The 20,680-nt window shown below is 61.8% G+C and carries 25 protein-coding genes and 1 tRNA gene; 19 read left to right on the top strand and 7 right to left on the bottom strand.

Going from position 1 to position 20,680, the window contains the following annotated elements:
- The first annotated feature begins 19 nt into the window (after positions 1–19).
- From QKW60_RS08295 to QKW60_RS08275, 5 genes are read left to right on the top strand one after another with little or no spacing between them, the layout of a single operon-like run.
- On the top strand, positions 20–238 hold the full coding sequence (locus tag QKW60_RS08295; RefSeq protein WP_282367939.1) for a helix-turn-helix transcriptional regulator: 219 nt from the start codon (positions 20–22) through the stop codon (positions 236–238).
- Complete coding sequence (locus QKW60_RS08290) at positions 235–591, top strand: hypothetical protein (protein ID WP_282367937.1); 357 nt, start codon at positions 235–237, stop codon at positions 589–591. The genes QKW60_RS08295 and QKW60_RS08290 overlap by 4 nt, the downstream gene beginning before the upstream one ends.
- On the top strand, positions 588–1,487 hold the full coding sequence (locus tag QKW60_RS08285) for a DUF7146 domain-containing protein (RefSeq protein WP_282367935.1): 900 nt from the start codon (positions 588–590) through the stop codon (positions 1,485–1,487). The genes QKW60_RS08290 and QKW60_RS08285 overlap by 4 nt, the downstream gene beginning before the upstream one ends.
- Complete coding sequence (locus QKW60_RS08280) at positions 1,484–3,358, top strand: DUF927 domain-containing protein (protein ID WP_282367934.1); 1,875 nt, start codon at positions 1,484–1,486, stop codon at positions 3,356–3,358. Before QKW60_RS08285 ends, QKW60_RS08280 begins: the two co-directional genes overlap by 4 nt.
- Entirely contained in the window at positions 3,351–3,602 is a 252-nt protein-coding gene (locus tag QKW60_RS08275) for a hypothetical protein (RefSeq protein WP_282367933.1), read from the top strand. Before QKW60_RS08280 ends, QKW60_RS08275 begins: the two co-directional genes overlap by 8 nt.
- Here QKW60_RS08275 and QKW60_RS08270 read toward each other — a convergent pair.
- From QKW60_RS08270 to QKW60_RS08255, 4 genes are all read right to left on the bottom strand, one after another.
- On the bottom strand, positions 3,569–4,123 hold the full coding sequence (locus QKW60_RS08270; RefSeq protein ID WP_282367931.1) for a HEPN domain-containing protein: 555 nt from the start codon (positions 4,121–4,123) through the stop codon (positions 3,569–3,571). The genes QKW60_RS08275 and QKW60_RS08270 overlap by 34 nt on opposite strands.
- A 193-nt stretch (positions 4,124–4,316) precedes the next feature.
- Complete coding sequence (locus tag QKW60_RS08265; RefSeq protein WP_282367929.1) at positions 4,317–4,715, bottom strand: type II toxin-antitoxin system PemK/MazF family toxin; 399 nt, start codon at positions 4,713–4,715, stop codon at positions 4,317–4,319.
- A 2-nt stretch (positions 4,716–4,717) separates the two neighbouring features.
- A complete protein-coding gene (locus QKW60_RS08260; RefSeq protein ID WP_282367928.1) occupies positions 4,718–5,248 on the bottom strand; it encodes a hypothetical protein in 531 nt (176 codons plus the stop codon).
- Positions 5,245–5,481 (bottom strand): helix-turn-helix domain-containing protein, encoded by a 237-nt coding sequence (locus QKW60_RS08255; protein WP_282367926.1) that lies wholly within the window; start codon positions 5,479–5,481, stop codon positions 5,245–5,247. The genes QKW60_RS08260 and QKW60_RS08255 overlap by 4 nt, the downstream gene beginning before the upstream one ends.
- 100 nt (positions 5,482–5,581) lie before the next feature.
- Between QKW60_RS08255 and QKW60_RS08250 the strand changes: the two genes are divergently transcribed.
- Together QKW60_RS08250 and QKW60_RS08245 are read left to right on the top strand one after the other, a co-directional pair.
- Positions 5,582–5,899, top strand: coding sequence for a hypothetical protein (locus QKW60_RS08250; RefSeq protein ID WP_282367924.1), 318 nt, complete (start codon positions 5,582–5,584; stop codon positions 5,897–5,899).
- A gap of 26 nt (positions 5,900–5,925) precedes the next feature.
- Positions 5,926–6,270, top strand: coding sequence for a hypothetical protein (locus QKW60_RS08245; RefSeq protein ID WP_282367922.1), 345 nt, complete (start codon positions 5,926–5,928; stop codon positions 6,268–6,270).
- A gap of 1,285 nt (positions 6,271–7,555) precedes the next feature.
- On the opposite strand, the gene QKW60_RS08240 is transcribed toward QKW60_RS08245, so the two are convergent.
- Together QKW60_RS08240 and QKW60_RS08235 are read right to left on the bottom strand one after the other, a co-directional pair.
- Positions 7,556–7,632 (bottom strand) — tRNA-Arg (locus QKW60_RS08240).
- A gap of 57 nt (positions 7,633–7,689) precedes the next feature.
- Positions 7,690–9,123, bottom strand: coding sequence for a sensor histidine kinase (locus tag QKW60_RS08235; RefSeq protein WP_282367920.1), 1,434 nt, complete (start codon positions 9,121–9,123; stop codon positions 7,690–7,692).
- A gap of 286 nt (positions 9,124–9,409) precedes the next feature.
- Between QKW60_RS08235 and rpmH the strand changes: the two genes are divergently transcribed.
- The 4 genes from rpmH to QKW60_RS08215 are packed head-to-tail and all read left to right on the top strand — an operon-like array spanning position 9,410 to position 11,295.
- On the top strand, positions 9,410–9,544 hold the full coding sequence (rpmH, locus tag QKW60_RS08230; RefSeq protein WP_128186791.1) for a 50S ribosomal protein L34: 135 nt from the start codon (positions 9,410–9,412) through the stop codon (positions 9,542–9,544).
- A gap of 22 nt (positions 9,545–9,566) precedes the next feature.
- Positions 9,567–9,989 carry a ribonuclease P protein component gene (rnpA, locus tag QKW60_RS08225; RefSeq protein ID WP_282367915.1) on the top strand — a complete coding sequence of 141 codons (423 nt, stop codon included), beginning with the start codon at positions 9,567–9,569 and terminating at the stop codon, positions 9,987–9,989.
- Positions 9,986–10,228 carry a membrane protein insertion efficiency factor YidD gene (gene yidD, locus QKW60_RS08220; RefSeq protein WP_282367914.1) on the top strand — a complete coding sequence of 81 codons (243 nt, stop codon included), beginning with the start codon at positions 9,986–9,988 and terminating at the stop codon, positions 10,226–10,228. Before rnpA ends, yidD begins: the two co-directional genes overlap by 4 nt.
- A gap of 17 nt (positions 10,229–10,245) precedes the next feature.
- Positions 10,246–11,295, top strand: coding sequence for a PLP-dependent cysteine synthase family protein (locus tag QKW60_RS08215; RefSeq protein ID WP_282367913.1), 1,050 nt, complete (start codon positions 10,246–10,248; stop codon positions 11,293–11,295).
- A gap of 31 nt (positions 11,296–11,326) precedes the next feature.
- On the opposite strand, the gene QKW60_RS08210 is transcribed toward QKW60_RS08215, so the two are convergent.
- On the bottom strand, positions 11,327–12,283 hold the full coding sequence (locus QKW60_RS08210) for an alpha/beta hydrolase (RefSeq protein WP_282367912.1): 957 nt from the start codon (positions 12,281–12,283) through the stop codon (positions 11,327–11,329).
- A gap of 122 nt (positions 12,284–12,405) precedes the next feature.
- On the opposite strand from QKW60_RS08210, the gene ttcA reads away from it, so the two are divergent.
- From ttcA to QKW60_RS08170, 8 genes are all read left to right on the top strand, one after another.
- Positions 12,406–13,284 (top strand): tRNA 2-thiocytidine(32) synthetase TtcA, encoded by an 879-nt coding sequence (gene ttcA / locus QKW60_RS08205; RefSeq protein WP_282367910.1) that lies wholly within the window; start codon positions 12,406–12,408, stop codon positions 13,282–13,284.
- A 75-nt stretch (positions 13,285–13,359) separates the two neighbouring features.
- The gene (locus QKW60_RS08200; RefSeq protein ID WP_282367908.1) at positions 13,360–14,901 is read left to right on the top strand and encodes a putative bifunctional diguanylate cyclase/phosphodiesterase; all 1,542 of its coding nucleotides are present in this window, start codon (positions 13,360–13,362) and stop codon (positions 14,899–14,901) included.
- A gap of 283 nt (positions 14,902–15,184) precedes the next feature.
- Positions 15,185–17,008, top strand: coding sequence for a membrane protein insertase YidC (gene yidC, locus QKW60_RS08195; RefSeq protein ID WP_282367906.1), 1,824 nt, complete (start codon positions 15,185–15,187; stop codon positions 17,006–17,008).
- The gene (locus tag QKW60_RS08190) at positions 17,005–17,760 is read left to right on the top strand and encodes an MOSC domain-containing protein (protein WP_282367904.1); all 756 of its coding nucleotides are present in this window, start codon (positions 17,005–17,007) and stop codon (positions 17,758–17,760) included. Before yidC ends, QKW60_RS08190 begins: the two co-directional genes overlap by 4 nt.
- A 23-nt stretch (positions 17,761–17,783) precedes the next feature.
- A complete protein-coding gene (gene yihA, locus QKW60_RS08185; protein WP_282368653.1) occupies positions 17,784–18,407 on the top strand; it encodes a ribosome biogenesis GTP-binding protein YihA/YsxC in 624 nt (207 codons plus the stop codon).
- A 101-nt stretch (positions 18,408–18,508) separates the two neighbouring features.
- Positions 18,509–19,387, top strand: coding sequence for an acetylglutamate kinase (gene argB / locus QKW60_RS08180; RefSeq protein ID WP_282367902.1), 879 nt, complete (start codon positions 18,509–18,511; stop codon positions 19,385–19,387).
- Between the two features lie 67 nt (positions 19,388–19,454).
- On the top strand, positions 19,455–20,117 hold the full coding sequence (locus QKW60_RS08175) for a ferredoxin (RefSeq protein ID WP_282367899.1): 663 nt from the start codon (positions 19,455–19,457) through the stop codon (positions 20,115–20,117).
- Positions 20,114–20,632: a SixA phosphatase family protein gene (locus QKW60_RS08170; protein ID WP_282367897.1), complete on the top strand. Its 519-nt coding sequence runs from the start codon at positions 20,114–20,116 to the stop codon at positions 20,630–20,632. The genes QKW60_RS08175 and QKW60_RS08170 overlap by 4 nt, the downstream gene beginning before the upstream one ends.
- Positions 20,633–20,680: the final 48 nt, after the last annotated feature.

The following is a 20,680-nucleotide window of genomic DNA, read 5'->3' as shown; positions in this document are numbered from 1 at the left end:
GGCAAAAGGATGCGAAACCATGCAAGACAAAGTTATTTCTTCAGATCGGCTGCTTTCCCGTGCCGAAGTAGAGGTGAATTTCGGCCTGTCGCGGCGTTTTCTTGAGGTCTCCGCCGTACGCGGCGACGGACCGCCGATGGTCAAGATCGGCCGTTCTGTCCGCTACCGGGTGGCCGATCTGCGCGCTTGGATCGAGGCCCGCCGTGTAAATTCCACCTCGGAAGAGGTGGCGAAATGAGCGGGCCAGAGGGGTGGGACGGCAAGAGCGTCCGACGGCACGTTGAAGCGGCCTCCGCTGAAGCCGCCGAGGCGCGGGAACTGGCGGAAAAAGCCCACGACGAAATTGCGACCCTTAGCGCCGAACTGGCCGAACTGGCGGGAAAGGTCTTACCGACCAACACGCCGGAAGGCGGGGACAATACCGAAGACGGGGCGACAGCCATGAATCGGGCCGCGCTCTTCCCCAAGGTCAAATTCATCCGGTCGGAAATCGCGTCTTGGCGCTTGTTCATGGTCGAGGTTGACGGAATTCGCGCGGCCCTGGCCGAGTGGCGGCGTTTGGAAAATGCACTTAAGGGATCGCGGGAATGACCGAGGCCGAGCGCGTGACACGAGCGCTAGGCGGCGACTGGCGGCATGGTTCTGGCCTCGCCCCCTGCCCAATCTGCCAGCCTGAAGGCCGCCGCGATCAGCGCGCCCTTTCACTGAGCGACGGCGGCGGGCGACTTCTGGTGCATTGCCACAAATCCGGCTGTGCAGTTCTCAACGAGCTGCGGAACCTTAACTTGATCGAGGGCCGGGGCTTGCCCAGCGCCGCACCAGATCCGGCGGAGGCGGAACGGCAGCGGGCCGAGGTTCGGCGAAAGGAAGTCCAGCGCCTGAAGACTGCCCACGATCTCTTCTCAGCAGGCGTAAACTGCGAAGGAACGCCCGCGCAAACCTATCTTGAGGCAAGGGGAATTCATGGCCTGCGCTTCGCCAAGTTACGCGCCACGCTGCGCTTTCATCCGGCTGCGCTGCATACACCTTCGGGTGTGCATCTGCCGGCCATGCTGGCTCAGATAAGGGGTCCGAAAGGTGAGGCGCTGGGCATCCATCGCACGTATCTGCGGCCCGATGGCAGCGGTAAGGCCGAGGTAACGCCCGCCAAGATGATGCTAGGACCGTCCGCAGGTGGCGCTGTGCGCATTGGACCGAACGGCCCGGTCATCGCTCTGGCTGAGGGGATAGAGACCGCTCTATCGATTTCGCGAGCCTCTCGCCTGACCGTCTGGGCCACCCTCTCGACCTCAGGCTTGAAAGGTCTGATCCTGCCGCCGCTACCCGTGGCCGAGGTCGTAATCATCGCCGCCGACCATGACGAGGCGGGATTGGCGGCGGCTGAGGTGACGGCCGGGCGGCTGGAAGCTGAAGGCCGGGCGGTTTCGGTGATCTATCCGCCGAAACCGGGGGCAGATTTCAACGATGTACTACGGGGTGACGCATGAGCGGCGAAGACGAGATTGCCGCCCAGGTGATCAATGCAAAAACCGCGGCGGAGGCGAAGAAAGGCGGCGCTGGGCGGAACGGGAAGGCCCAGCGCAAGAGGTCTCGCTTCTTCCCGTTCAAGGTTGACGCCGGGCAGATATGGCGCGAGGTGGAAAGCGAAGGGCAGGACGGCGAGACAAAGAAACGCTGGGTCGCCTTCGGGTCGGAATTGCGAATCCTCGCCCGGACAAGGACGGTTGACAGCGAAGATCACGGCCGGTTGCTGGAAGTGGTGGACCGGGACGGCATAGCCCACCATTGGGCAATGCCTGCGGCGCTCTTCGCTGGATCGGGGGAGAGTATTCGCGCGGAATTACTTCGCCTCGGCTGGGAGCCTGTACCCGGCGCCGGCCGGAAATGGCGCGATTGGCTGATGGAATATCTGATCTCGGCAGATCCGGAGGATTGCGCGCGATGTGTGCCGAGCATCGGCTGGCACGGTTCGGCCTACGTGTTTCCGGATCAGACAATCAGCGCGGACGCCAGTGCCGAGCGGGTTATCCTTCAAAGTGTCGAGCGCCTTGACCATGCGCTGAATCTCTCTGGCCGACTTGAGGAATGGCGCAATGAGGTGGCAGCGCGGGCGCTGGGCAATTCCCGCTTGCTGCTGGCGATCTCGGCTGCCTTCGCCGCGCCGCTCCTAGCGCTCAAGGGCGAGGACGGCGGCGGCTTTCATTTTCGCGGCGGTTCGTCCACCGGCAAGTCAACGGTTCTGGCCGTGGCGGGCTCTGTCTGGGGCGGTGGCGGCGTCCGGGGATATGTTCAGAGCTGGCGGGCGACGGACAATGCTCTTGAGGCGCTGGCGGCGCTCCACAAGGACGCCTGCCTGTGTCTGGACGAGCTGTCTCAGGTAGAGCCGAAAGCGGCCGGGGCCGCAGCCTATATGCTCGGCAACGGCGTCGGCAAGGCCCGCGCCGGACGGGAGGGGCAGGCCCGCAAGAGCCATGAGTGGCGGCTTATCTTCCTGTCGAACGGCGAAATGGGCCTTTCGGACAAGATCAGGGAAGCCGGTGGGCGGATCGCGGCGGGCATGGAAGTGCGCGTGATCGACCTGAGGGCGGATGCCGGGGCTGGCCTCGGTCTTTTTGAGGATCTGCATGGCGTGCCTGATGCCGCGATCTTTGCCCAGTCGCTGAAGGCGGCGGCGGGGCGAACCTACGGCACAGCAGCGCGCGAATTCCTGAAGCATGTCGTGGCAGATCTGGCGCGGATGCGGGATGGAATCGATGCGCTTCGCAAGGATTTCACTGTGAAAGCGGTGCCGTCCAACGCCGACGGGCAGGTGCGCAGGGTGGCGGATCGCTTCGCCCTGGTGGCGGCGGCAGGCGAATTGGCCTCGGCGCTGGGCATCACAGGCTGGCCAGAAGGCGTGGCGGCCGAAGCAGCCATGCGTTGCTTTCGTGACTGGCTGGCGGAACGGGGTGGAGTTGGGTCCAGCGAAGTCGCAGACGCGCAAGCACGGATCAGGCGGGCTGTAGAGGTCGACGGACACAGCCGCTTCCTGCCCTGGCGCTACGATCCGCGTACAGTGGTAAGGACGAACGCGATTGGCTATGTGCAGCGCGGCGATGAGGAACAGCCCGATGCGCCCCCGGTGTTTTTCCTTCACGCTTCGGGAGTGGCCGAGCTTCTGGCCGGTCTAGATCGCAATGCTGTTCTGGCCGGGCTCGCCGATGAAGGTGTGATCGTCCGCCATGAGGTAACGCAAAAGGGCCAGAAGATCACGGCGCTGTCTAAGCCCTTCAAGGTGCCGAGCGAAAAGACGGCAGTGCGGCTCTATCAACTGAACTATGCAGCGCTTATGGGCGAAGATGGCGTGGTCGATGACTGAGCGGGGACCGGATTGGGCGGCGTTGCGGCGCGTTTTTGCCCGCCTTTCACCCACTTCTGGCGAAGTGCCTAGCGCGGTCTCTCCGGGGGCGGTGGGTGCGACCGACAAGGATAAGGCCCTTGCCCGCGACTTGGCCGAAGAGCGCGCCGCGATAATGGAGTATGACGGCGGTATGAGCCGGACAGAGGCGGAAGCGCATGCACGCAAGGTTTATGGCGTTCGGCTGTCCAAGCGCTCGAAGTAGGCCGCGGCCGCGACTTGATACAAACGATCGAAGTCTTCCCATGTCAGAACGATATTCTTCCGGATTCTGAGCGTCCCAAGTCTCTCGGTTCGTTCAAACCGCTTTAGATCGGCAAGTTGCCTCTCCAACTTCTCGTTTGACCGTGGCGCGCCATAACGGCCGGACCAATCCAGCAGCATCGCCATTTCCTGCAACCGGTAACTGTCGTCTCGGGATGGTTTCGGCAGTTTCGCCTCACGCCAAAGCCGAGGTACGTCATGTGTGAACGGCGGCGGCACCTCATCGCTCAGTGCTAAGATCGCAGCCTTTAAGATCAGCTCCATCGCGATGGAGCTTTCCCTCAGGAACCCTTCAGTTAGTGCAATCCCGGTGCTGGCCATGTATCCCGATTCCGCCGAAGCTGCCTTTTGCGCCAGGGCTGTCTGATGGCTCAGGACGTATGCAGCAAACCGGGCGTTGTCCGCCTTTGCCCAGAAGTGGGCCGGTGCCTTGCGTCGAATGTCCCAAATGTCTTCAGGCATTTTCCTACGCCTCCCCACTATGCACAAAGCCCCGCACGAGGCGGGGCTTCGGGACTTTGACAATATCTAGGCTGCTCTGAACTTGTCATCGTTCGCTGAACAGCCTGCCTAGTGCTCTAGGTCTTAAAGCCCGATGACCGGGATACGACCTAGTAATTAGTGCTTACTCGTGACTAAATCAAGTGGCGAGTGATCACTCCCCACCAGCGGCAAAGCCCAGCGCGGCAAGTATGCCTGCCCGAACCGCCTTCAGATCTTCCCCGGTCGCCTGCGGAGTTTCCCACTTACGCCGTCCGACCTTGAAGCCTTCCAGCCGCCGAATGCTGAGGTTCATCAGCATGTCGCATTTCGCCCAGACCGGCAAATCATCGGCTTCGAGCGGGTTGTAGTTTCGGGACAGACGCACGTTGAACGGAAGGTTGTGAAGCGGTGCTGTCAGGCTCAACGGCACGATGGCGGCAATGTCTCCACGATACGGAAGCCTTGGGGATATGATCATGACGGGTCGCACCTTGACCATTTCCGGCACTTGGAAGCCTCTGAAGTCGCACATAAGGATTTGCCCGGCGCGCGGGTGGAAGCTGATAGGCACTGTTATGAAACCTTCTCTGCTCGCACACGGCTAGTACGCACATCCGCCTGCGCGCGCCGATAGTTTGCGCGAGTTGACCAGTGAACCCGTCCAAAACCGTCGCTTACGCCAATCCGGCTGAAGTTCGGTTCGTCTATGAACTCGCTATCCAAAGGCAGGACGAACGTAGCGCTGTCTCCGACTTCCACCCGTTGGCCCGTCGCAGTATGGGCTATATGTCGGTGGTCGTATCCGATAAATGCTGCCTCTTTTCGAAGCACTCTTCTTCTAAACCATGAAGGCGTTGCATACGGGACGCCGATCCGATTTGGAAGCGGTCCTAAATTCAGCGCCTCAATGTAGATGTCCGGCCCGATTTCCGGCAAACCGCCTTGATGAACCTTCTTCACGCCGATGGTTACACGAAACTTCGGCTTCTGAATTACGTCACGATAGACCGTCCAGCCGGCAAGAAATGCCGACACAACCAAAGATACGCCAGAGACCCCAAGCGAAATCAACTCGTTGCTGGAAAGCGTGGCAAAGAGGCTCATTCGGCACCCCGTTCACCGATGGCAACGCCCGGCCCGGCGGCAACCTGCCCGCCTTCAAGGAACTGAATGCCCTTGGCCTCTAGGGTAAGGCGCACAAGCTGCACCGTCGAAACTTTCCCCTCGCCCTTGTCGAGCTTGTTCAACGTGTTTCGATGAAGCCCGGTCAATTCGGCCAACTCGGGGTTGCTCACGCCCAGCGCTGCTTTGGCCATTCGGAACTGCTCAGGAGTCATGCTTACCTCATTTTGTGCTGTTAGCATACTAAATGGGTTGACAGCATATGCTATAAGCCCCATAGTTATGCTAACAGCACACAAACAAAAGGGCAAGCAAATGACTTACAATCGCTCCGAAATCCTGAAAGCCGCCTGGGCTGATGCAAAGAACGTGTTTACCTTTTTGGGCTATGCCCGCCACCAGCTGCGCAGCCTGTTCGCTGCGGCGCTGCGCAAGGCATGGGCGAAGGCCAAGGAAGCGGCCCGCACGGCCGCGCGCTCGGTCGAGAGCATCCGCGCCCAAATCGTCGCGATGGAAAACGCTGATCGCCTCGGCTGGGATGGAATGCAAAAGCTTTCCGCGCTCCGCACAGTGCTGGCCGAGGCGAAAGCCCGTGAAGCCGCCCAGCGCCCCGCTCTGGCGCGCGCCGCTTGATCCCGCATCGCGAAGGAAACCCACCGATGAAACCCGATCCCTATGACCGCCCCGTCACCATTCGCGATCTTGATTGCATGGCCTCTGCTGCGGCGGTGGCGGATGGTGAATTGCTGGGCCACTATCGGGAATGGCGAGCGCTCAAGTCTGACCTGGACGGCGAGACCATGAGCATGGATTCCGCGCTTTGGAAGAGTGGTGAAAAGCGCCTCTGGGAAATCGAGGATATGATTATGAATGCCCGCGCCGGAACGGTTCATGGTCTAGCGGTCAAGATCGTGGTGGCCAATGGCCTCGACTTCTGGGGCGATCCCCAACAGAAGCTCCTTACCGAGAACGCCCTTGCCATACTGGGAGACCGGCCTGTCTAATCTGTCCGCCCCGTCATCCTGCAAGCCCTGCGTCGCCTCCCAGCGCGTGGGGCTTTGCTATTTCGCCCTCTTTTCTGCCTGGCTGAGCCTGCGCCCGAGAAGGCCACACAGCGCTGTGCAGGCTGGCCTGTCTCGATCTTACTTTCTGATCTGCCGCTGCCAGCGCCCCACGCCCCGGCAGGGGCAAGTTCTTGTCGCGCCGCTGTGGCCTCCCCCGGCGCTTCGCCAAGATCAACCGTACATATCCTTGAAGTAGACGAAACCCGGCACGACCGGCTGCTTGCGGGCCGTCCGCGCCTCGCCCTAAACCCCCTTTGGGTCCTTCCGGGGTTTAGGCGTATACGGGGGCGCAAGGCGCATGTGTTTCGTGCAGCTAAATGAAACCCAAAGCCTAAACTGCGAGCTGCCGGAATAATCGAGTTCGCCAATGCACAGACTTTCGCCTGCGTAGCGCGGTCAGGCTTCAGGCAACGGGATCATGCGCCTTCTGGTCCGACTTTATACCGGATCTGGTGCTTTCCTGGCGAAATCCGCAGGGTGGTCGATCGCGCACCGTTCGCCAGCTCCTTACGGATACATTTTGGGCGCAGTAAGGCAGGGTTTTGGTGCAAACTTGGGGCTACATCGGCAAGGGGGGGGCGGGTCAAAAGTTCACGGGGCCGCGAGCCGCAGACCCGCACCCCTCGCATGTGGGGATTTTTTTTGTCAATAGGGAATTTTTAGCTAAAGCCGTATTTTTATTGGTTTTTTCTGTGTATAGGGGGTCGCGGTTTCGGCACTTTCCGCGCCTCAGAGAGAGGGAATTGAGGAATTTTTTGCCTTCGCGGAAGGTAACAAGAGCGGACGGGCGCGTTACCTCACCTGTTACCAAAAATGCCGAGTAATAGTGTTTAAAAACATATAGTTACATGTATTGGTAACAAGGTAACAGAGGTAACACGCTTTTTGTAGCTTCCCATTTTTCCTGCACCGCCCAGCGCCCGGCCTGGGCTATGTCAGATCAGAGCGGCAAGGCCGATCTTAGTGGCCATCTGCGAGCGCGGATCGCTGAGTTTCCGGTTTTGAGTTTGATGCTGAGGCTGACCCCGTTTTTTCACGGAATTGCGAAAAGCCAAATTTTACGCGACGGGTTCCCCGTCTGCGCTTTCCCGGCGCGCGGATTGTTGATTCTTTCCTGCCGCCAATCCTGCGCTAGAAACCTCGCGAAATCGCACACGGTGGTAGCCCGGTGGTAGCCCGCAAAAAGGAAAGGCTCAGGCGCTTCCGCCTAAGCCTTTGAATTTATTGGCGCACCCGAAGAGATTCGAACTCCTGACCCCCAGATTCGTAGTCTGGTGCTCTATCCAGCTGAGCTACGGGTGCGTGCGGTGGCATTTAGCGACCCCGGCGGGGCATTGCAAGGGCAAAACCGGTGAAGGGTCACGCTTCCGTTGCTGCGACCGTGCGGGTGGTCGGCACCGCGAGGCCGGGCACGAGATCACGCGGCAGATGGATGACGAATTCGGTTCCCTCCGCGTCGGACCGGAGAAGCTCCAGCCGCCCGCCATGGCCGCGTATCAGTTCGGCCGAGATGGCCAAGCCAAGCCCTGTCCCACCCTTGCGGAAGCCACCCTGAAACGGCTGGAACAGATGTTCGCGCGCCCGTTCCGGCAGGCCGGGGCCCGTATCGCCGACCCGCAGCCACCAGCCTTCTTCCTCTTCGCCCGCACTGATCTCAATCGTTCCGGGGGCGCGCGTGGCCTCGATTGCCTGACGGGCATTGCGCACGAGGTTGGTCAGCACCCGATAGAGCTGTTCGTGATCGGCCCGAACCGCGAGGGTTTGCGGGACATCCGTCACGAACTCGACGTCGTTCTCGCCAGCCGCGAGCTTTTCGCTTTCAACGACATCGCGGATCAGCGTCGACACCATGAAGCGCGTGAGCGTGGGCGGCGGTTCCTCGGCCTTGCCGAAGGCGAGGGTGGATTCGCAGAGGCCCACGGCGCGGCTGATGGAGTTTACCAGCTTCGGCGCGGCACGTTTGACCATCGGGTCGTCGCTTGTCTCCATCCGGTCGGCGAAGAGCTGGGCGGAGGTCAGGATGTTGCGCAGGTCGTGGCTGACCTTGGCCACGGCACTGCCAAGCTGGGCCAGCCGGTCCTTCTGCCTGAGTGCCCCGGTCAGCTGGTGCTGCATGCTTTGCAGTGCCTCTTCCGCCTCGCGCAGTTCAACCACCTTGGACTGAGGTTCGATGATGCGGCGAGCATCCTCGGGCGCGTCAGCATAGACCGACATGTGGCTGACCACGCGCCGGATCGGCGTGACCAGCAACCGCCGGACGGCGAGGAACAAGAGCGCCGCCGTCACCGCAGAGATCAGCGCCGAGAGCCCGAGGATACGCAAACCGTATTCGATCATCGCCGCGCGAAGCGGCGCCGTCTCCATTGTCGCCTCGATCAGCAGGCCCGCCTGCCGTACAGGCGCACCGATTACCCGGATCACCCGATTCTGTGGATCTGCAAGGCAGGCCACCGCATCGCGGATCAGCTCCCATGCCGGGGCGTCGCGCAGGTCAAAACTCCGCTCGATCGGCGCGGGAATCGGTGATGAGAGGACAAGCTGGCGCACCTCGTCCCGGCGCAGGACGACGTTATAGACTTCGGCATTGGCCAAAAGTTCCCGTTCAAGATTCTGGTCGATCATTCCGTCCGTCGCGAGCAGCGCCAGCGAGGCGATCTGCGCCCGCTCAAGCCGCGACATGATATAGTCCTCGCGGAATCGTGCGACCGAAGGCACGAAGATCAGGATCTCGGCCAGCATTACGAAGGCGGCCGTCAAGAGCAGGAAACGGCCTGACAGCGTGTTGAACAGCATGGCTGGTTTCGTTCCCCTGATCTGCCGAACTGGGCCGTGCCCCGAATGAAATTCACTTGTGATCGTGCCGTCACTACAAGAATAAGCATTCGTTGCAGCGGATTAAACCTCTGTCACTTCGGAACATGCCCTCTGCCGTCGAATCATCCTGGAAGTGGTCATGGGCGGAAAAAATCCTTCGGTGCGAGTTGACTTGCCACCATCGCCCGTCTAATAGCCGGGCTTCGAATGATACCGGCCTTCGAATCCCGTCCGGGCTTTGGGCCATCGTACCGGAGTTGCAGCGATGAAGCGCACTTTTCAACCGTCGAACCTCGTCCGCGCCCGTCGGCACGGTTTCCGTGCGCGCATGGCCACCAAGGGTGGCCGCAAGGTGCTGAACGCCCGCCGCGCGAAGGGCCGCAAGGTTCTCTCGGCCTGAGGCCAGACGGAAAGTCAAAGACATGACACCGCCGGAGGCACCCGTGCAAGGCCAATTGGGCCGGGGCACGGAGACGCCACCGGCGGTTTCCGTTTGTCTGGCGGTCCTGTCGAAACGCTCCGATTTCCTGAAAGCCGCCCAAGCCCGTCGACGCGGCAGCCCGGGTTTCCTTTTACAGGCGCGTGAACGCAGTGCCGACGAGGTGGACGCAGGCCTGATCCGCATCGGCTTTACCTGTTCCAAGAAAGTTGGCAACGCCGTCGCCCGCAACCGCGCCAAGCGGCGCCTGCGCGAGATCGCCCGGCTGGTCCTGCCTGTCGAGGGCCGCCCCGGTTGGGACTATGTGCTGATCGGCAGGCCAGAAGTGACCGCCACCCGCGATTTCGCCGAGATGCAGCGCGATCTGAAACGCGCCCTCGCGCATATTCACGGATCGTCGGAATGACCCCCCTCGCCCATCTCTTTGCACTCCCGGTACGTGCCTACCGGCTGGTCTTCAGCCCCTGGGTCGGGCATTCCTGCAGGTATCAGCCAACCTGTTCCGTCTACGCGCTGGAGGCGCTGGAGCGACACGGCGCGATAAGAGGCGGTTGGCTGGCCGCCCGGCGCATTGCCCGTTGCCATCCCTGGGGTGGATCGGGCTACGATCCCGTGCCCGGCACTGATCGCCAGGGCACAGAATGACAGGTGGAGACGAGACAATGCGCGGATGGGTCAGCGAGGCGATCACCCGGATCGAGGCAGATTTCCAGCGCTCGGCCGATACGCATCTCTTCCGCCTCGACGTTCCCGGCATCACCGGCGTCGACATCTACCTGAAGGATGAAAGCACACATCCGACCGGCAGCCTGAAACACCGGCTGGCGCGGTCGCTGTTTCTCTACGCCCTGTGCAATGGCAAGCTGCAGGAGGGGCGACCGGTGATCGAGGCATCATCCGGCAGCACCGCCGTGTCGGAGGCCTATTTTGCCCGCATGCTCGGCCTGCCCTTCATCGCGGTGATGCCGAAAAGCACGGCGCGCAGCAAGATCGAGCTGATCGAGTTTTATGGTGGCCAGTGCCATTTCGTCGGCTCCGCCCCCGAAATGCATGATGCTGCGGTCGCGCTGGCTGAAACGACCGGCGGCTATTTCATGGATCAGTTCATGTATGCCGAACGCGCCACCGACTGGCGCGGGAACAACAATATCGCCGACAGCATTTTCACACAGATGGCGCGCGAACCTCATCCGATCCCCGCCGCCATCGTGATGAGCGCGGGCACCGGCGGCACCTCGGCCACGCTTGGCCGCTATGTGCGATATCGCGGCTACAACACCGAACTTGTGGTGGTCGATCCCGAGAACTCGGTCTTCTTCGACAGCTATCAAAGCGGCGACAAGACGCTGACCCGCGCCTGTTCCAGCCGGATCGAGGGGATTGGCCGGCCAAAGGTGGAACCGTCGTTCCAGCACGACGTGGTCGACCGGATGATCCAGGTTCCCGATACGGCAAGCGTCGCCACGATCCTTTGGCTTGAAGCCCTGATCGGCCGCAAGGCGGGCGCCTCGACCGGTACCAATATCTGGGGCGCGCTTCAGGTCGCGCGCGAGATGATGGCAGAGGGGCGCGAAGGGTCCATTGTCACCCTGATGTGCGACAGTGGGCGACGCTATCTGGACACCTACTACAACCCGGATTGGGTGGCCGAGCGGATCGGCGACATCAGCCCGCATCTTGACGTACTTGCGGATTTTACCCCGACCCGCTGAAGGGTCGAACCCCAACAAGGTCCGATCTTGATCACCCGGGCGGCGCCTGCAGCGCCAGATTGCCCTGGTCCGTGACCCCGCGTGTCGGAAACTCGTTCCGGTCCAGCCCGCCGCTGATCGTGTAGAAGACGTCCTGCATCAACACCGCATCGTCGAAGAACCATGCATGGGAATGCTGTGCATCCACAGGAAGGGCGGGATATGTCTTCTTGAAATACTCACCGCAATAAACATTGGCGGCCTTTTCGATCGGCGGTTTGTCGAGCCCCACCCTGCCCGCCCGCCGGGCGACCCCGATCCGTTTGACCGCTGAGACTGACAGAATCTCATCCCGTGGATTGTAGTAGTTCGTCAGCCGGACACAGTGACGGTAAAGCGAGGAAGACTTGGAATTGTCCGCATCCAGCGAATGCACCGAGACATCCGCCGCCATCAGCAGCACCTGACTGACCGACCAGCTTTGCGAGGCGACAGACATCCGGTCATCGGCGTCATCAAACGCCTCACGGACGACATAGCTGCCCATCGAATGAGCGAGGATATGCATGTCGACCCGGCAATCGGGTTCCTGCAGCCTCGCAAACAGCGCAATCCCCTCGGTCACGAGCTGATGCGCCGCCGCCTTGGCCTTGTCGCGGTCCTCAAGATAGTTGAGCGCGACATCCCCGCTCGGCCAGTCGAAGCTGACGACGACACCCTTGAAGCCATGCGCGGCCAGCCCCTTCTTGATCTTGCGGTGCCGCTCCAGAACCGTCTTCTGCGAATTGTTGAAGCCGTGGACATAGAAAACGATATCGCCCGTTGTCATCGGATTGGGTGTGCCGCCCTGCGCTTCATCCATGACAGCCTTGCGCCATTCGTTCTTGGTGATCTTGTGCTTGAATAGAATATTGCTGGCGTTGCCCGGCACAGCGACGAAATGGCTGGTCGCCGGGTCGTCGCCGAACCCGTCCCCCTTCTTGCTGCGCGCAACGAAAATATAGTCCATGATGCTCTCCTGAAAGTCTCTGGTTCAATCCCGTCAGGATGCCACTTATCCGGCATTTCTCAAAGAGTGGCGGTCGACACGTAGCCTTGCCGCAAATCAAGCGATGCAGTATCGCAAACGCCATGCTTGACGACCTTGATGATATCCATCCGCTGTTTCACGGCGCGCCTGCCTCGACGGAGTTCAAGAAACTCCGCAAGCGGATCGTGCGCGAGACGCGCGAAGCGATAGAGGCTTACGGCATGATCGAACGCGGTGCGCGCTGGCTGGTCTGCCTGTCGGGCGGCAAAGACAGCTACACCCTGCTGGCGGTGCTGCATGAATTGAAATGGCGCGGCCTTCTGCCAGTCGATCTGCTGGCCTGCAACCTCGATCAGGGACAGCCGGGTTTTCCGGCAACGGTGCTGCCCGAGTTCCTGACGAAGATGGGCGTCGAGCACCGGATTGAATATGCCGACACCTATTCCATCGTCACCGACAAGATCGCGCCGGGGGGCACGATGTGTTCCCTCTGCTCGCGGCTTCGTCGCGGCAATCTCTATCGCATCGCGCGTGAAGAGGGCTGTTCGGCCGTGGTGCTCGGCCATCACCGCGACGATGTCTTAGAGACCTTCTTCATGAATCTCTTCCACGGCGGGCGGCTGGCCACCATGCCGCCGAAGCTTCTGAATGAGGATGGCGACCTTTTCGTCTACCGTCCCCTCGCCTTCGTGGCCGAAGCAGATTGCGAAAAATTCGCGAGGGCAATGAACTATCCGATTATCCCCTGCGACCTCTGCGGCTCGCAGGATGGGCTGCAACGCCAGCAGGTCAAGCAGATCCTCGACGGATGGGAGTCGCGCAGTCCCGGCCGCAGGCAGGTCATGTTCCGGGCGCTGATGAACGCGCGACCATCGCATCTCCTGGACCCGAAACTCTTCGATTTTGTCAGTCTCGCCACGGGCAGAAGCAAAGCATCGGATTTTAACGAAATTCCGAAGTTTTCGTCAGACGAAGATTAACCTCCCGCTCACCCCCGCCCCTTAGCGTTGACCCGAAAGGCCCATTTCCGTGGCCCGGCGACTGAGGGAACTGCCATGATCCGACACGGTATCCGCACCAGCCTGATCAGAACCGGTGCGGATCTGGCGCGGCCGGAACTGCTGGTATTGTTCACCGGTCTGGCGGCCGCAGGTCATTTTTTCGGCGCTGCCGGTGCGGCACTCGTCCTCTGCACTGGACTGCCGCTGGCCTGGCTCGCAGGGCGCCGGCCTGGCGAACCAGCGCCGATCCCGATCCGGAAAACCATCGATGTGGTCACCGGCCTTCCGGCGTCGATCGCGGTGCATGACGCGCTCGACCGCGGTTTCCTGACCGAGGAAGAGACCGGCCAGACCACCGCCTGCCTTGTCGTTGGCCTCGACGAACCCAATCGCGTGCGCACCAGCTTTGGGCAAAGCGCTCATGAACTGGTCCTGCGAAAGATCGCCGACCGCTTGCAGGGGGTTCTGCGGGATCAGGACGTGCTGGCCCGCGCCGACGGCGAAACTTTTGCCGTGGCGCTTGCACCCGGACGGAGGATGGACCTCGAATCGGTCATCCAGGTCGCTGCGCGGCTGAAGGCTGCCGCCGCCGAACCGATCAGCATCGATGCGACCACGGTCTATGTCAGTGTCTCTGTCGGCTTCTGTCTTTCGGGCCGTGCGCCGGAGCGGACAGGTCAGGCGTTGCTCACCGCCGCCGCCGCCGCGCTTACGGCCGCAGCGCGCAGCGGAGCGGGAACGATCCGCGCCTTTACCGCGGATATCGCGAAGGCCACATCGGCGCATGTCGCCCTGCAGGGCCGTATCGAGGCTGCTCTGGAAACCGGCGAAATCGTTGCCTACTTCCAACCGCAACTCTGCACAGATACCGGCGACATCTCCGGTTTCGAAGCGTTGGCCCGCTGGCAACACCCCGAGCGTGGCGTTCTGACGCCAGCCGAATTCCTTCCGGCGATCCTCGAAGCAGGTCTTGGGGGGCGTTTGGGCGAGATCATTCTCAACCATGCGCTCTCGGCCCTGCGAATGTGGGATGCCGACTGTCTGAGCGTTCCCATGGTCGCGGTCAATTTCTCGCGCGAGGAGCTGTGCGACCCGTCTTTGGTCAGCAAGATCAAATGGCAACTGGATCGCTTTGACCTGAGGCCCGAACGGCTGACGGTGGAAATTCTGGAAACCGTTGCGGCAGAGTCTGAAGACGACATCGTCGTGCGCAATATCTCTGCCCTTGCACAGTTCGGCTGCCCAATTGATCTTGACGATTTCGGCACCGGCCATGCCTCGATCGCCGCGATCCGCCGGTTCGCCGTGAACCGCATCAAGATCGACCGGTCTTATGTCACGCAGGTCGATTGTGACCCGGCGCAGCAGCGCATGGTGACTGCGGTCCTGTCGATGGCGGAGCGGCTGGGGTTGAAAACGCTGGCCGAAGGCGTGGAAACCATCGGGGAACACGCCATTCTGGCGCAGCTTGGCTGCACCCATATTCAGGGCTATGTTATTTCCCGCCCATTGCCGATTCAGGCCACCCGTGACTGGATCGTCAGACATCGCGCCAAGCTTTCCGGTCCACCAAGCGTGAAACGCCGCACCGGTTGATCCAGCCCCGGGTCAGCAACGATCCGGTACCCCTGTTTCAATCTCGCAGTTTCAGACCGTGCCCGCAGGGCTATTTTCGTGACCACGACCGCGCATCTGCGCCGCACTCGACGTTGGCCGACCGGCAACCGGGTCTGCCAACCGCCCCTGAGCTGCAAAGGCGCTGCCCAGAGCACAGGTCAGCCCTTGCCAGCAAGGCCGATACCCGAAAACCGCTTGACCTTTCGCCGCCCGTTCTGTTGAACCAGCCGAGACTTCGGACAGGACGGGTAGTGACGCCATCATGGATGACCAGAACAAGAACCTCATTCTCGCGACGGTGCTGTCGTTCCTGGTGATCCTGATCTGGTTCACCCTGTTCCCGCCGCCAACACCCGAGGTCGATCCGAATGCGCCCACAACAACCGCGCAAGGCGTGGACGCAACCCAGCCCGCAACCGCGACAGGCGAACCCGCCTCCGGGGCACCTGCCGTCGACACGGCCGCCGCCGAACTGTCGGCCGCCGCGCGCGTCGACATCGAAACGCCGCGGCTCGAAGGTTCCATCTCGCTTCTCGGCGGGCGCATCGACGATCTGTCGCTGAAGGATTACAAGGTTTCGCTTGATGAGGGCGCCGCGGATGTCCGGCTGCTGGCGCCGATCGGCGGCACCGACCTCAATGCAGCGAAGCCCTATTATGCAGTCTATGGCTGGCTGCCGGCCGGTGGACTTGACCCGTCGTTTGTGCCCAACGCAAAGACGTTGTGGCAGGTCGAAGCGGGCGCGACGCTGGCCCCGGGAAAACCCGTCACGCTTAAATGGGACAATGGCGCAGGTCTGGTCTTCCACCGCAAGATCGAGGTCGACGACGACTACCTTTTCACCGTAACCCAATCGGTTGAGAACCAGACCGGCGCTGCGGTCCGCCTCGCGCCTTACGGCATCGTCGCCCGCCACGGAATTCCCGACGCCCAGCGCATCTACGTTCTGCACGAGGGTGTCGTCCGCATGTCGGATGGCGTGCTGGAGGAAACCAAGTATTCCGCCATTCCGGATCTCGATATCGACAACCGGGAAGGCGCACCTGCAGAGCCCGTCGCCGTCACCGCCGATGGCTGGATCGGATTCACCGACAAATACTGGATGACGACACTTGCCCCTGCTCCGGGCCAGCCTTTCACCTCGGTCGTGAAATACGTTCCCGGGGCAGACATCTATCAGGCCGAAGCACGCCTTCCGGTGATGGATGTCGCGCCGGGCGCAACCTCGACCGCAACGACGATGCTTTTTGCCGGTGCGAAAGAATGGGAAGCGATCAAGGGTTATGAAGAAACCGCCGGGATCAAGGGTTTCGTCGACTCCATCGACTGGGGCTGGTTCTTCTTCCTGACCAAACCGATGTTCCAGTTGCTGCACTGGCTCCATGGCGCCATTGGCAACATGGGCTGGGCGATCATCGCGCTGACCTTCATCATCAAGCTGATCGTCTTCCCGCTGGCGCGCAAATCCTACATCTCGATGGCCAGGATGAAGGAGTTGCAGCCTGAGATGGAGGCCCTCAAAGAGGCTGCGGGCGACGATCGCCAGAAGATGCAGAAAGGCATGATGGAGCTTTACAAGAAGAACAAGGTCAACCCGGCCTCCGGCTGCCTGCCGATCCTGCTTCAGATCCCGATCTTCTTCTCACTCTACAAGGTCATCTACGTCACGATCGAACTTTACCACGCCCCGTGGTTTGGCTGGATCAAGGACCTTTCGTCACCCGACCCTTCGTCGATCCTGAACCTCTTCGGCCTTCTGCCCTGGGCCACACCCGACCAGGGCTCGCTCTTCTTCATCTTCTCGCTCGGCGTGCTGCCGATCCTTCTCGGCATCTCGATGTGGTTCCAGCAGAAACTGAACCCCGCACCGACCGATCCGACTCAGCAGATGATCTTTGCCTGGATGCCGTGGATCTTCATGTTCATGCTCGGTAGTTTCGCCTCGGGCCTCGTCATTTACTGGATCGCGAACAACACGATCACTTTCGTCCAGCAATACACGATCATGTCGATGCACGGGAAACGCCCGGATCTCTTCGGGAATATCAAGAGCGGGTTCAAACGCGACAAGTCGGCGCCGAAATGACGCCGACAGTTGCTTCGCTCCAGCGTCATCCGCTGAAATCGCATGGTCGCGAGGCATTGTCGCGGGCCCGGTTGACTGCGGGGCAGGGCCTGCGATGGGACCGGCACTGGGCGGTGGCGCATGACGCGGCGAAGATCACGGAGGGCGAATGGTCGCCCTGCCAGAACTTTTCACGCGGGTCCAAGGCGCCGAAGCTGATGGCGATCAATGCCACGCTTGACGAGGCGGCAGCGTCCCTGACGCTGACCCATCCGGAGCGGCCCGATATCACATTCCGTCCGGACGATGCCGCCGATGCCGCCCGCTTCATCGATTGGGTTCGCCCGATCAGCCCGACCGACCGGGCCCTGCCCACGCGAATTTATTCGGTTGAAGGCCGTGGCATGACCGATACCGACTATCCATCGATCTCCCTCATCTCGCTCGCGTCGAACCGGGCGCTGGGGGAATATATGGGCGTCGACCTTTCCCCTTTGCGCTGGCGGGGCAATATCTGGCTGGAAGGCCTGAAGCCCTGGGAAGAGCGGGACTGGATCGGCCGCAAGCTCAGGGTCGGCGGCGCGGTACTGGAGATCGTCGAACCGAAAGAGCGCTGTCTGGCCACGACCGCGAACCCTGTGACCGGTGAACGCGATGCCGACACCCTGCGCGCGCTGACAGCGCTGCATGGCGACAATGATTTCGGCCTTTACGCAAAGGTCATCGACTCCGGCGAAATCAATGTCGGCGACCGGGCGGAGCTTTTGCCGTGACGATTCCCTTCCCGCTGGCCCCGATGCCGGACGAAGCCAGCCGCGAAAAGGGGCGGCTGATGTTCGCCGGCCCCATCGACTTTCTCAAAGGTGTCGTCGCGATGTCGGGCCTGCCCCCGGCCGACCGGGTGGAGGTCTGTTTCGCGGGCCGTTCGAATGTCGGAAAAAGCTCTCTCATCAACGCGCTGACGGGCCGCAAGGCACTGGCGCGCGCCTCCAACACGCCGGGCCGGACGCAGGAGATCAACTATTTCACGGCCGGAGACACCCATTACCTCGTCGACCTGCCCGGCTATGGCTATGCCGAGGCGCCTGTCGCGGTGGTGGCGAAATGGCAAGCGCTGTTAAAATCCTATCTCGGCGGGCGGCAAACCCTACGCCGCGCCTTCGTGCTGATCGACATGCGCCACGGCATCAAGAAGGTGGATGAGGAGATCCTGACGCTTCTCGACCGGTCCGCCGTGACCTTTCAGGTGGTTCTGACCAAGGCAGACAAGATCAAGACCTCGGAACACGAGAAGGTCCTGACCCAGGTCCGCGCGGCGCTGCAAAAGCACCCTGCTGCCTACCCCGAGATAGTCGTGACTTCGTCCGAAAAGGGCGATGGCATCGAAACGCTGCGGGCGATCATCGCAACGATGGCGTGAGGCGGAAGGATTTTGGCTCCCGCCCTTGGCCGACGTCGCGGAACGCTGTAACACCACGTCATCCGCCCTTTCAGGTTTTTTCGCGAATGAGAAAGCAAGACATGAACCGTGACTGGATCGCCACCGCTCGGACCCTTTCCGAGGCGCTGCCCTACCTTCAGCGCTATACCGGCGCCGTCGTCGTCGTGAAGTTCGGCGGCAACGCGATGGGGGATGAGGCGGCAATGGCCGAGTTTGCCCGCGATATCGTGCTGATGCGTCAGGTCGGGATGAACCCGGTTGTCGTCCATGGTGGCGGGCCGATGATCAACGATCTGCTGTCTCGGCTGGGCATCAAGTCGGAGTTCGTGCGCGGCAAGCGCGTAACCGACAAGGCCACCGTCGAGGTCGTCGAGATGGTTCTGACCGGCCTTGTCAATAAGCGCATTGTTCAGGCAATCATGGACGAAGGCGGCAGAGCGGTCGGGCTTTCGGGAAAGGACGACGACCTCATGGTCTGCGTTGCCGACGATCCCGAGCTTGGCTTTGTCGGAAAGCCGGTCGAGATGAACGTGCAGGTTCTGCGCGACCTCTTCACCGCCGGGATCATTCCTGTCGTCGCGCCGGTGGCGACGGGAATGGAGGCGAACGAGACCTTCAACGTCAATGGCGATACCGCTGCGGGCGCCATAGCAGGTGCCCTTCAGGCTGACCGCCTTCTGCTGCTGACCGACGTCTCGGGCGTGAAGAACGAGGCGGGCGAGGTCATGACCCAGCTGACGCCGGACGAGGTTCGTGATCTCACCGCCAAGGGCGTCATCGCGGGCGGCATGATTCCCAAGACCGAAACCGCGCTGAAGGCGATTGAGGAAGGTGTGCGCGCCGTCGTCATCCTCGATGGACGGGTGCCGAACGCGTGTCTTCTGGAACTGTTCACCGATCACGGCGCGGGCTCTCTCATCCGCACGACCGAACCACGTGTGAAGCCGCGCGTGCGGTAACGAAAACCACGCGTCGAAGGTCGCCTTTGGCATTGCCGACGGCTGAGGGGCACGGCATCGTTCCGTCATGACGCGGGCCGATCTTTCCAGTATCGACAGAAGTGCCGCCGGACACCGCCTAGCGGTTTTCGGCGGGTTTAATCCCGCACCCGGGGATGACTGCCCGGAGGGAACCCGAACGCTGTTGCTATTCGGACCTTCGGAACCGGGATTCTGGGCGCAACTGACGGCATCGCCGGAATGGCGGGACGGCACCGCTGACCCGCTGGATCGCTGGTCGAAGCGGGTGCTTGGCGACATCGCCGCCACCTGCGGCGGTCAGGCCATCTTCCCCTCCGACGGCCCGCCCTATCCGCCATTCTATCGCTGGGCGCTCAGGACCGGACGGGTCTGGGCCTCGCCCGTGCAGCTACTTGTCCATGATCAGGCAGGGCTCATGGTGTCGTTCCGGGGCGCCCTGGCGTTGCCCGACCATCTTGACCTGCCGCCACCGCCCGCTGCCTCACCCTGCCTTAGCTGCGCCGACCGTCCCTGCGAGGTAGCCTGCCCGGCCGGTGCGCTGACGACAGAAGGCTACGATGTGCCCTCCTGTCATGCTTTCCTTGACGCCACTGCCGGTCGGGATTGCCTTTCTTCGGGTTGTCTTGTTCGCCGCGCTTGCCCGCTGTCACAAGCCTATGGCAGGCTGCCGGAACAATCCGCCTATCACATGAGGCTTTTTCACAAATGACTCCTTCCGGCCACCGCCGCCTGATCCTGACACGCCATGCAAAATCCGCTTGGGACGATCCCGCAACCGCCGATCATGACCGGCCCCTGAACGGGCGCGGGCGGCGCGCGGCGCTGGAACTGGGGGAGTGGCTTCATTCGCGGGGCTACGAACCCGATCAGGTCCTGTGTTCAACAGCCGAGCGGACCAAGGAGACCTGGACCCGGATGGCGGCCGCACCGCTGGAAGTGACCCCGAAGGTGGAGTTCGTGCCGGCGTTGTACCACGCGGCGCCGGACGTGATGATGAAATACCTTTCGAAGGCGACCGGTGATTGCGTGTTGATGATCGGGCACAATCCCGGCATCGCTGAATTCGCTGCCCGCCTGCCCGCGCGCGTGCCCGCCGACCCGGACTTCCACCGCTATCCGACCGGCGCCACGCTGGTGGTCGATTTCCAGATCGACCGCTGGTCGGCGATCAAGGCAGGGTCCGGCTCCGTCTTGGATTTTTTCGTGCCATCGGGGCGGGACTGAAAGCCCGCCCATATACGCAAAAAGCCCCGGCAGAAACCGGGGCTTTTT

The organism is Albidovulum aestuarii (assembly GCF_029961185.1).
In the GTDB taxonomy this organism is placed as follows: domain Bacteria; phylum Pseudomonadota; class Alphaproteobacteria; order Rhodobacterales; family Rhodobacteraceae; genus Albidovulum; species Albidovulum aestuarii.
Note: the sequence above shows the minus strand (reverse complement) of the source record. Positions and strands in the feature narration are given on the sequence as shown.

Excerpts from the sequence above, each read along its gene's own strand:
- QKW60_RS08245 (WP_282367922.1), top strand. The coding sequence starts at position 5,926 with ATGAAACCCGATCCCTATGACCGCCCCGTCACCATTCGCGATCTTGAT.
- QKW60_RS08175 (WP_282367899.1), top strand. The coding sequence starts at position 19,455 with ATGACGCGGGCCGATCTTTCCAGTATCGACAGAAGTGCCGCCGGACAC.
- QKW60_RS08250 (WP_282367924.1), top strand. The coding sequence starts at position 5,582 with ATGACTTACAATCGCTCCGAAATCCTGAAAGCCGCCTGGGCTGATGCA.
- ttcA (WP_282367910.1), top strand. The coding sequence starts at position 12,406 with ATGCTTGACGACCTTGATGATATCCATCCGCTGTTTCACGGCGCGCCT.
- QKW60_RS08260 (WP_282367928.1), bottom strand. The coding sequence starts at position 5,248 with ATGAGCCTCTTTGCCACGCTTTCCAGCAACGAGTTGATTTCGCTTGGG.
- QKW60_RS08275 (WP_282367933.1), top strand. The coding sequence starts at position 3,351 with ATGACTGAGCGGGGACCGGATTGGGCGGCGTTGCGGCGCGTTTTTGCC.
- QKW60_RS08215 (WP_282367913.1), top strand. The coding sequence starts at position 10,246 with ATGCGCGGATGGGTCAGCGAGGCGATCACCCGGATCGAGGCAGATTTC.
- rpmH (WP_128186791.1), top strand. The coding sequence starts at position 9,410 with ATGAAGCGCACTTTTCAACCGTCGAACCTCGTCCGCGCCCGTCGGCAC.
- QKW60_RS08290 (WP_282367937.1), top strand. The coding sequence starts at position 235 with ATGAGCGGGCCAGAGGGGTGGGACGGCAAGAGCGTCCGACGGCACGTT.
- QKW60_RS08295 (WP_282367939.1), top strand. The coding sequence starts at position 20 with ATGCAAGACAAAGTTATTTCTTCAGATCGGCTGCTTTCCCGTGCCGAA.
- QKW60_RS08280 (WP_282367934.1), top strand. The coding sequence starts at position 1,484 with ATGAGCGGCGAAGACGAGATTGCCGCCCAGGTGATCAATGCAAAAACC.
- QKW60_RS08255 (WP_282367926.1), bottom strand. The coding sequence starts at position 5,481 with ATGACTCCTGAGCAGTTCCGAATGGCCAAAGCAGCGCTGGGCGTGAGC.
- QKW60_RS08200 (WP_282367908.1), top strand. The coding sequence starts at position 13,360 with ATGATCCGACACGGTATCCGCACCAGCCTGATCAGAACCGGTGCGGAT.
- yidD (WP_282367914.1), top strand. The coding sequence starts at position 9,986 with ATGACCCCCCTCGCCCATCTCTTTGCACTCCCGGTACGTGCCTACCGG.
- yihA (WP_282368653.1), top strand. The coding sequence starts at position 17,784 with ATGCCGGACGAAGCCAGCCGCGAAAAGGGGCGGCTGATGTTCGCCGGC.
- QKW60_RS08190 (WP_282367904.1), top strand. The coding sequence starts at position 17,005 with ATGACGCCGACAGTTGCTTCGCTCCAGCGTCATCCGCTGAAATCGCAT.
- rnpA (WP_282367915.1), top strand. The coding sequence starts at position 9,567 with ATGACACCGCCGGAGGCACCCGTGCAAGGCCAATTGGGCCGGGGCACG.
- QKW60_RS08270 (WP_282367931.1), bottom strand. The coding sequence starts at position 4,123 with ATGCCTGAAGACATTTGGGACATTCGACGCAAGGCACCGGCCCACTTC.
- QKW60_RS08170 (WP_282367897.1), top strand. The coding sequence starts at position 20,114 with ATGACTCCTTCCGGCCACCGCCGCCTGATCCTGACACGCCATGCAAAA.
- yidC (WP_282367906.1), top strand. The coding sequence starts at position 15,185 with ATGGATGACCAGAACAAGAACCTCATTCTCGCGACGGTGCTGTCGTTC.
- QKW60_RS08285 (WP_282367935.1), top strand. The coding sequence starts at position 588 with ATGACCGAGGCCGAGCGCGTGACACGAGCGCTAGGCGGCGACTGGCGG.
- QKW60_RS08210 (WP_282367912.1), bottom strand. The coding sequence starts at position 12,283 with ATGGACTATATTTTCGTTGCGCGCAGCAAGAAGGGGGACGGGTTCGGC.
- QKW60_RS08235 (WP_282367920.1), bottom strand. The coding sequence starts at position 9,123 with ATGCTGTTCAACACGCTGTCAGGCCGTTTCCTGCTCTTGACGGCCGCC.
- argB (WP_282367902.1), top strand. The coding sequence starts at position 18,509 with ATGAACCGTGACTGGATCGCCACCGCTCGGACCCTTTCCGAGGCGCTG.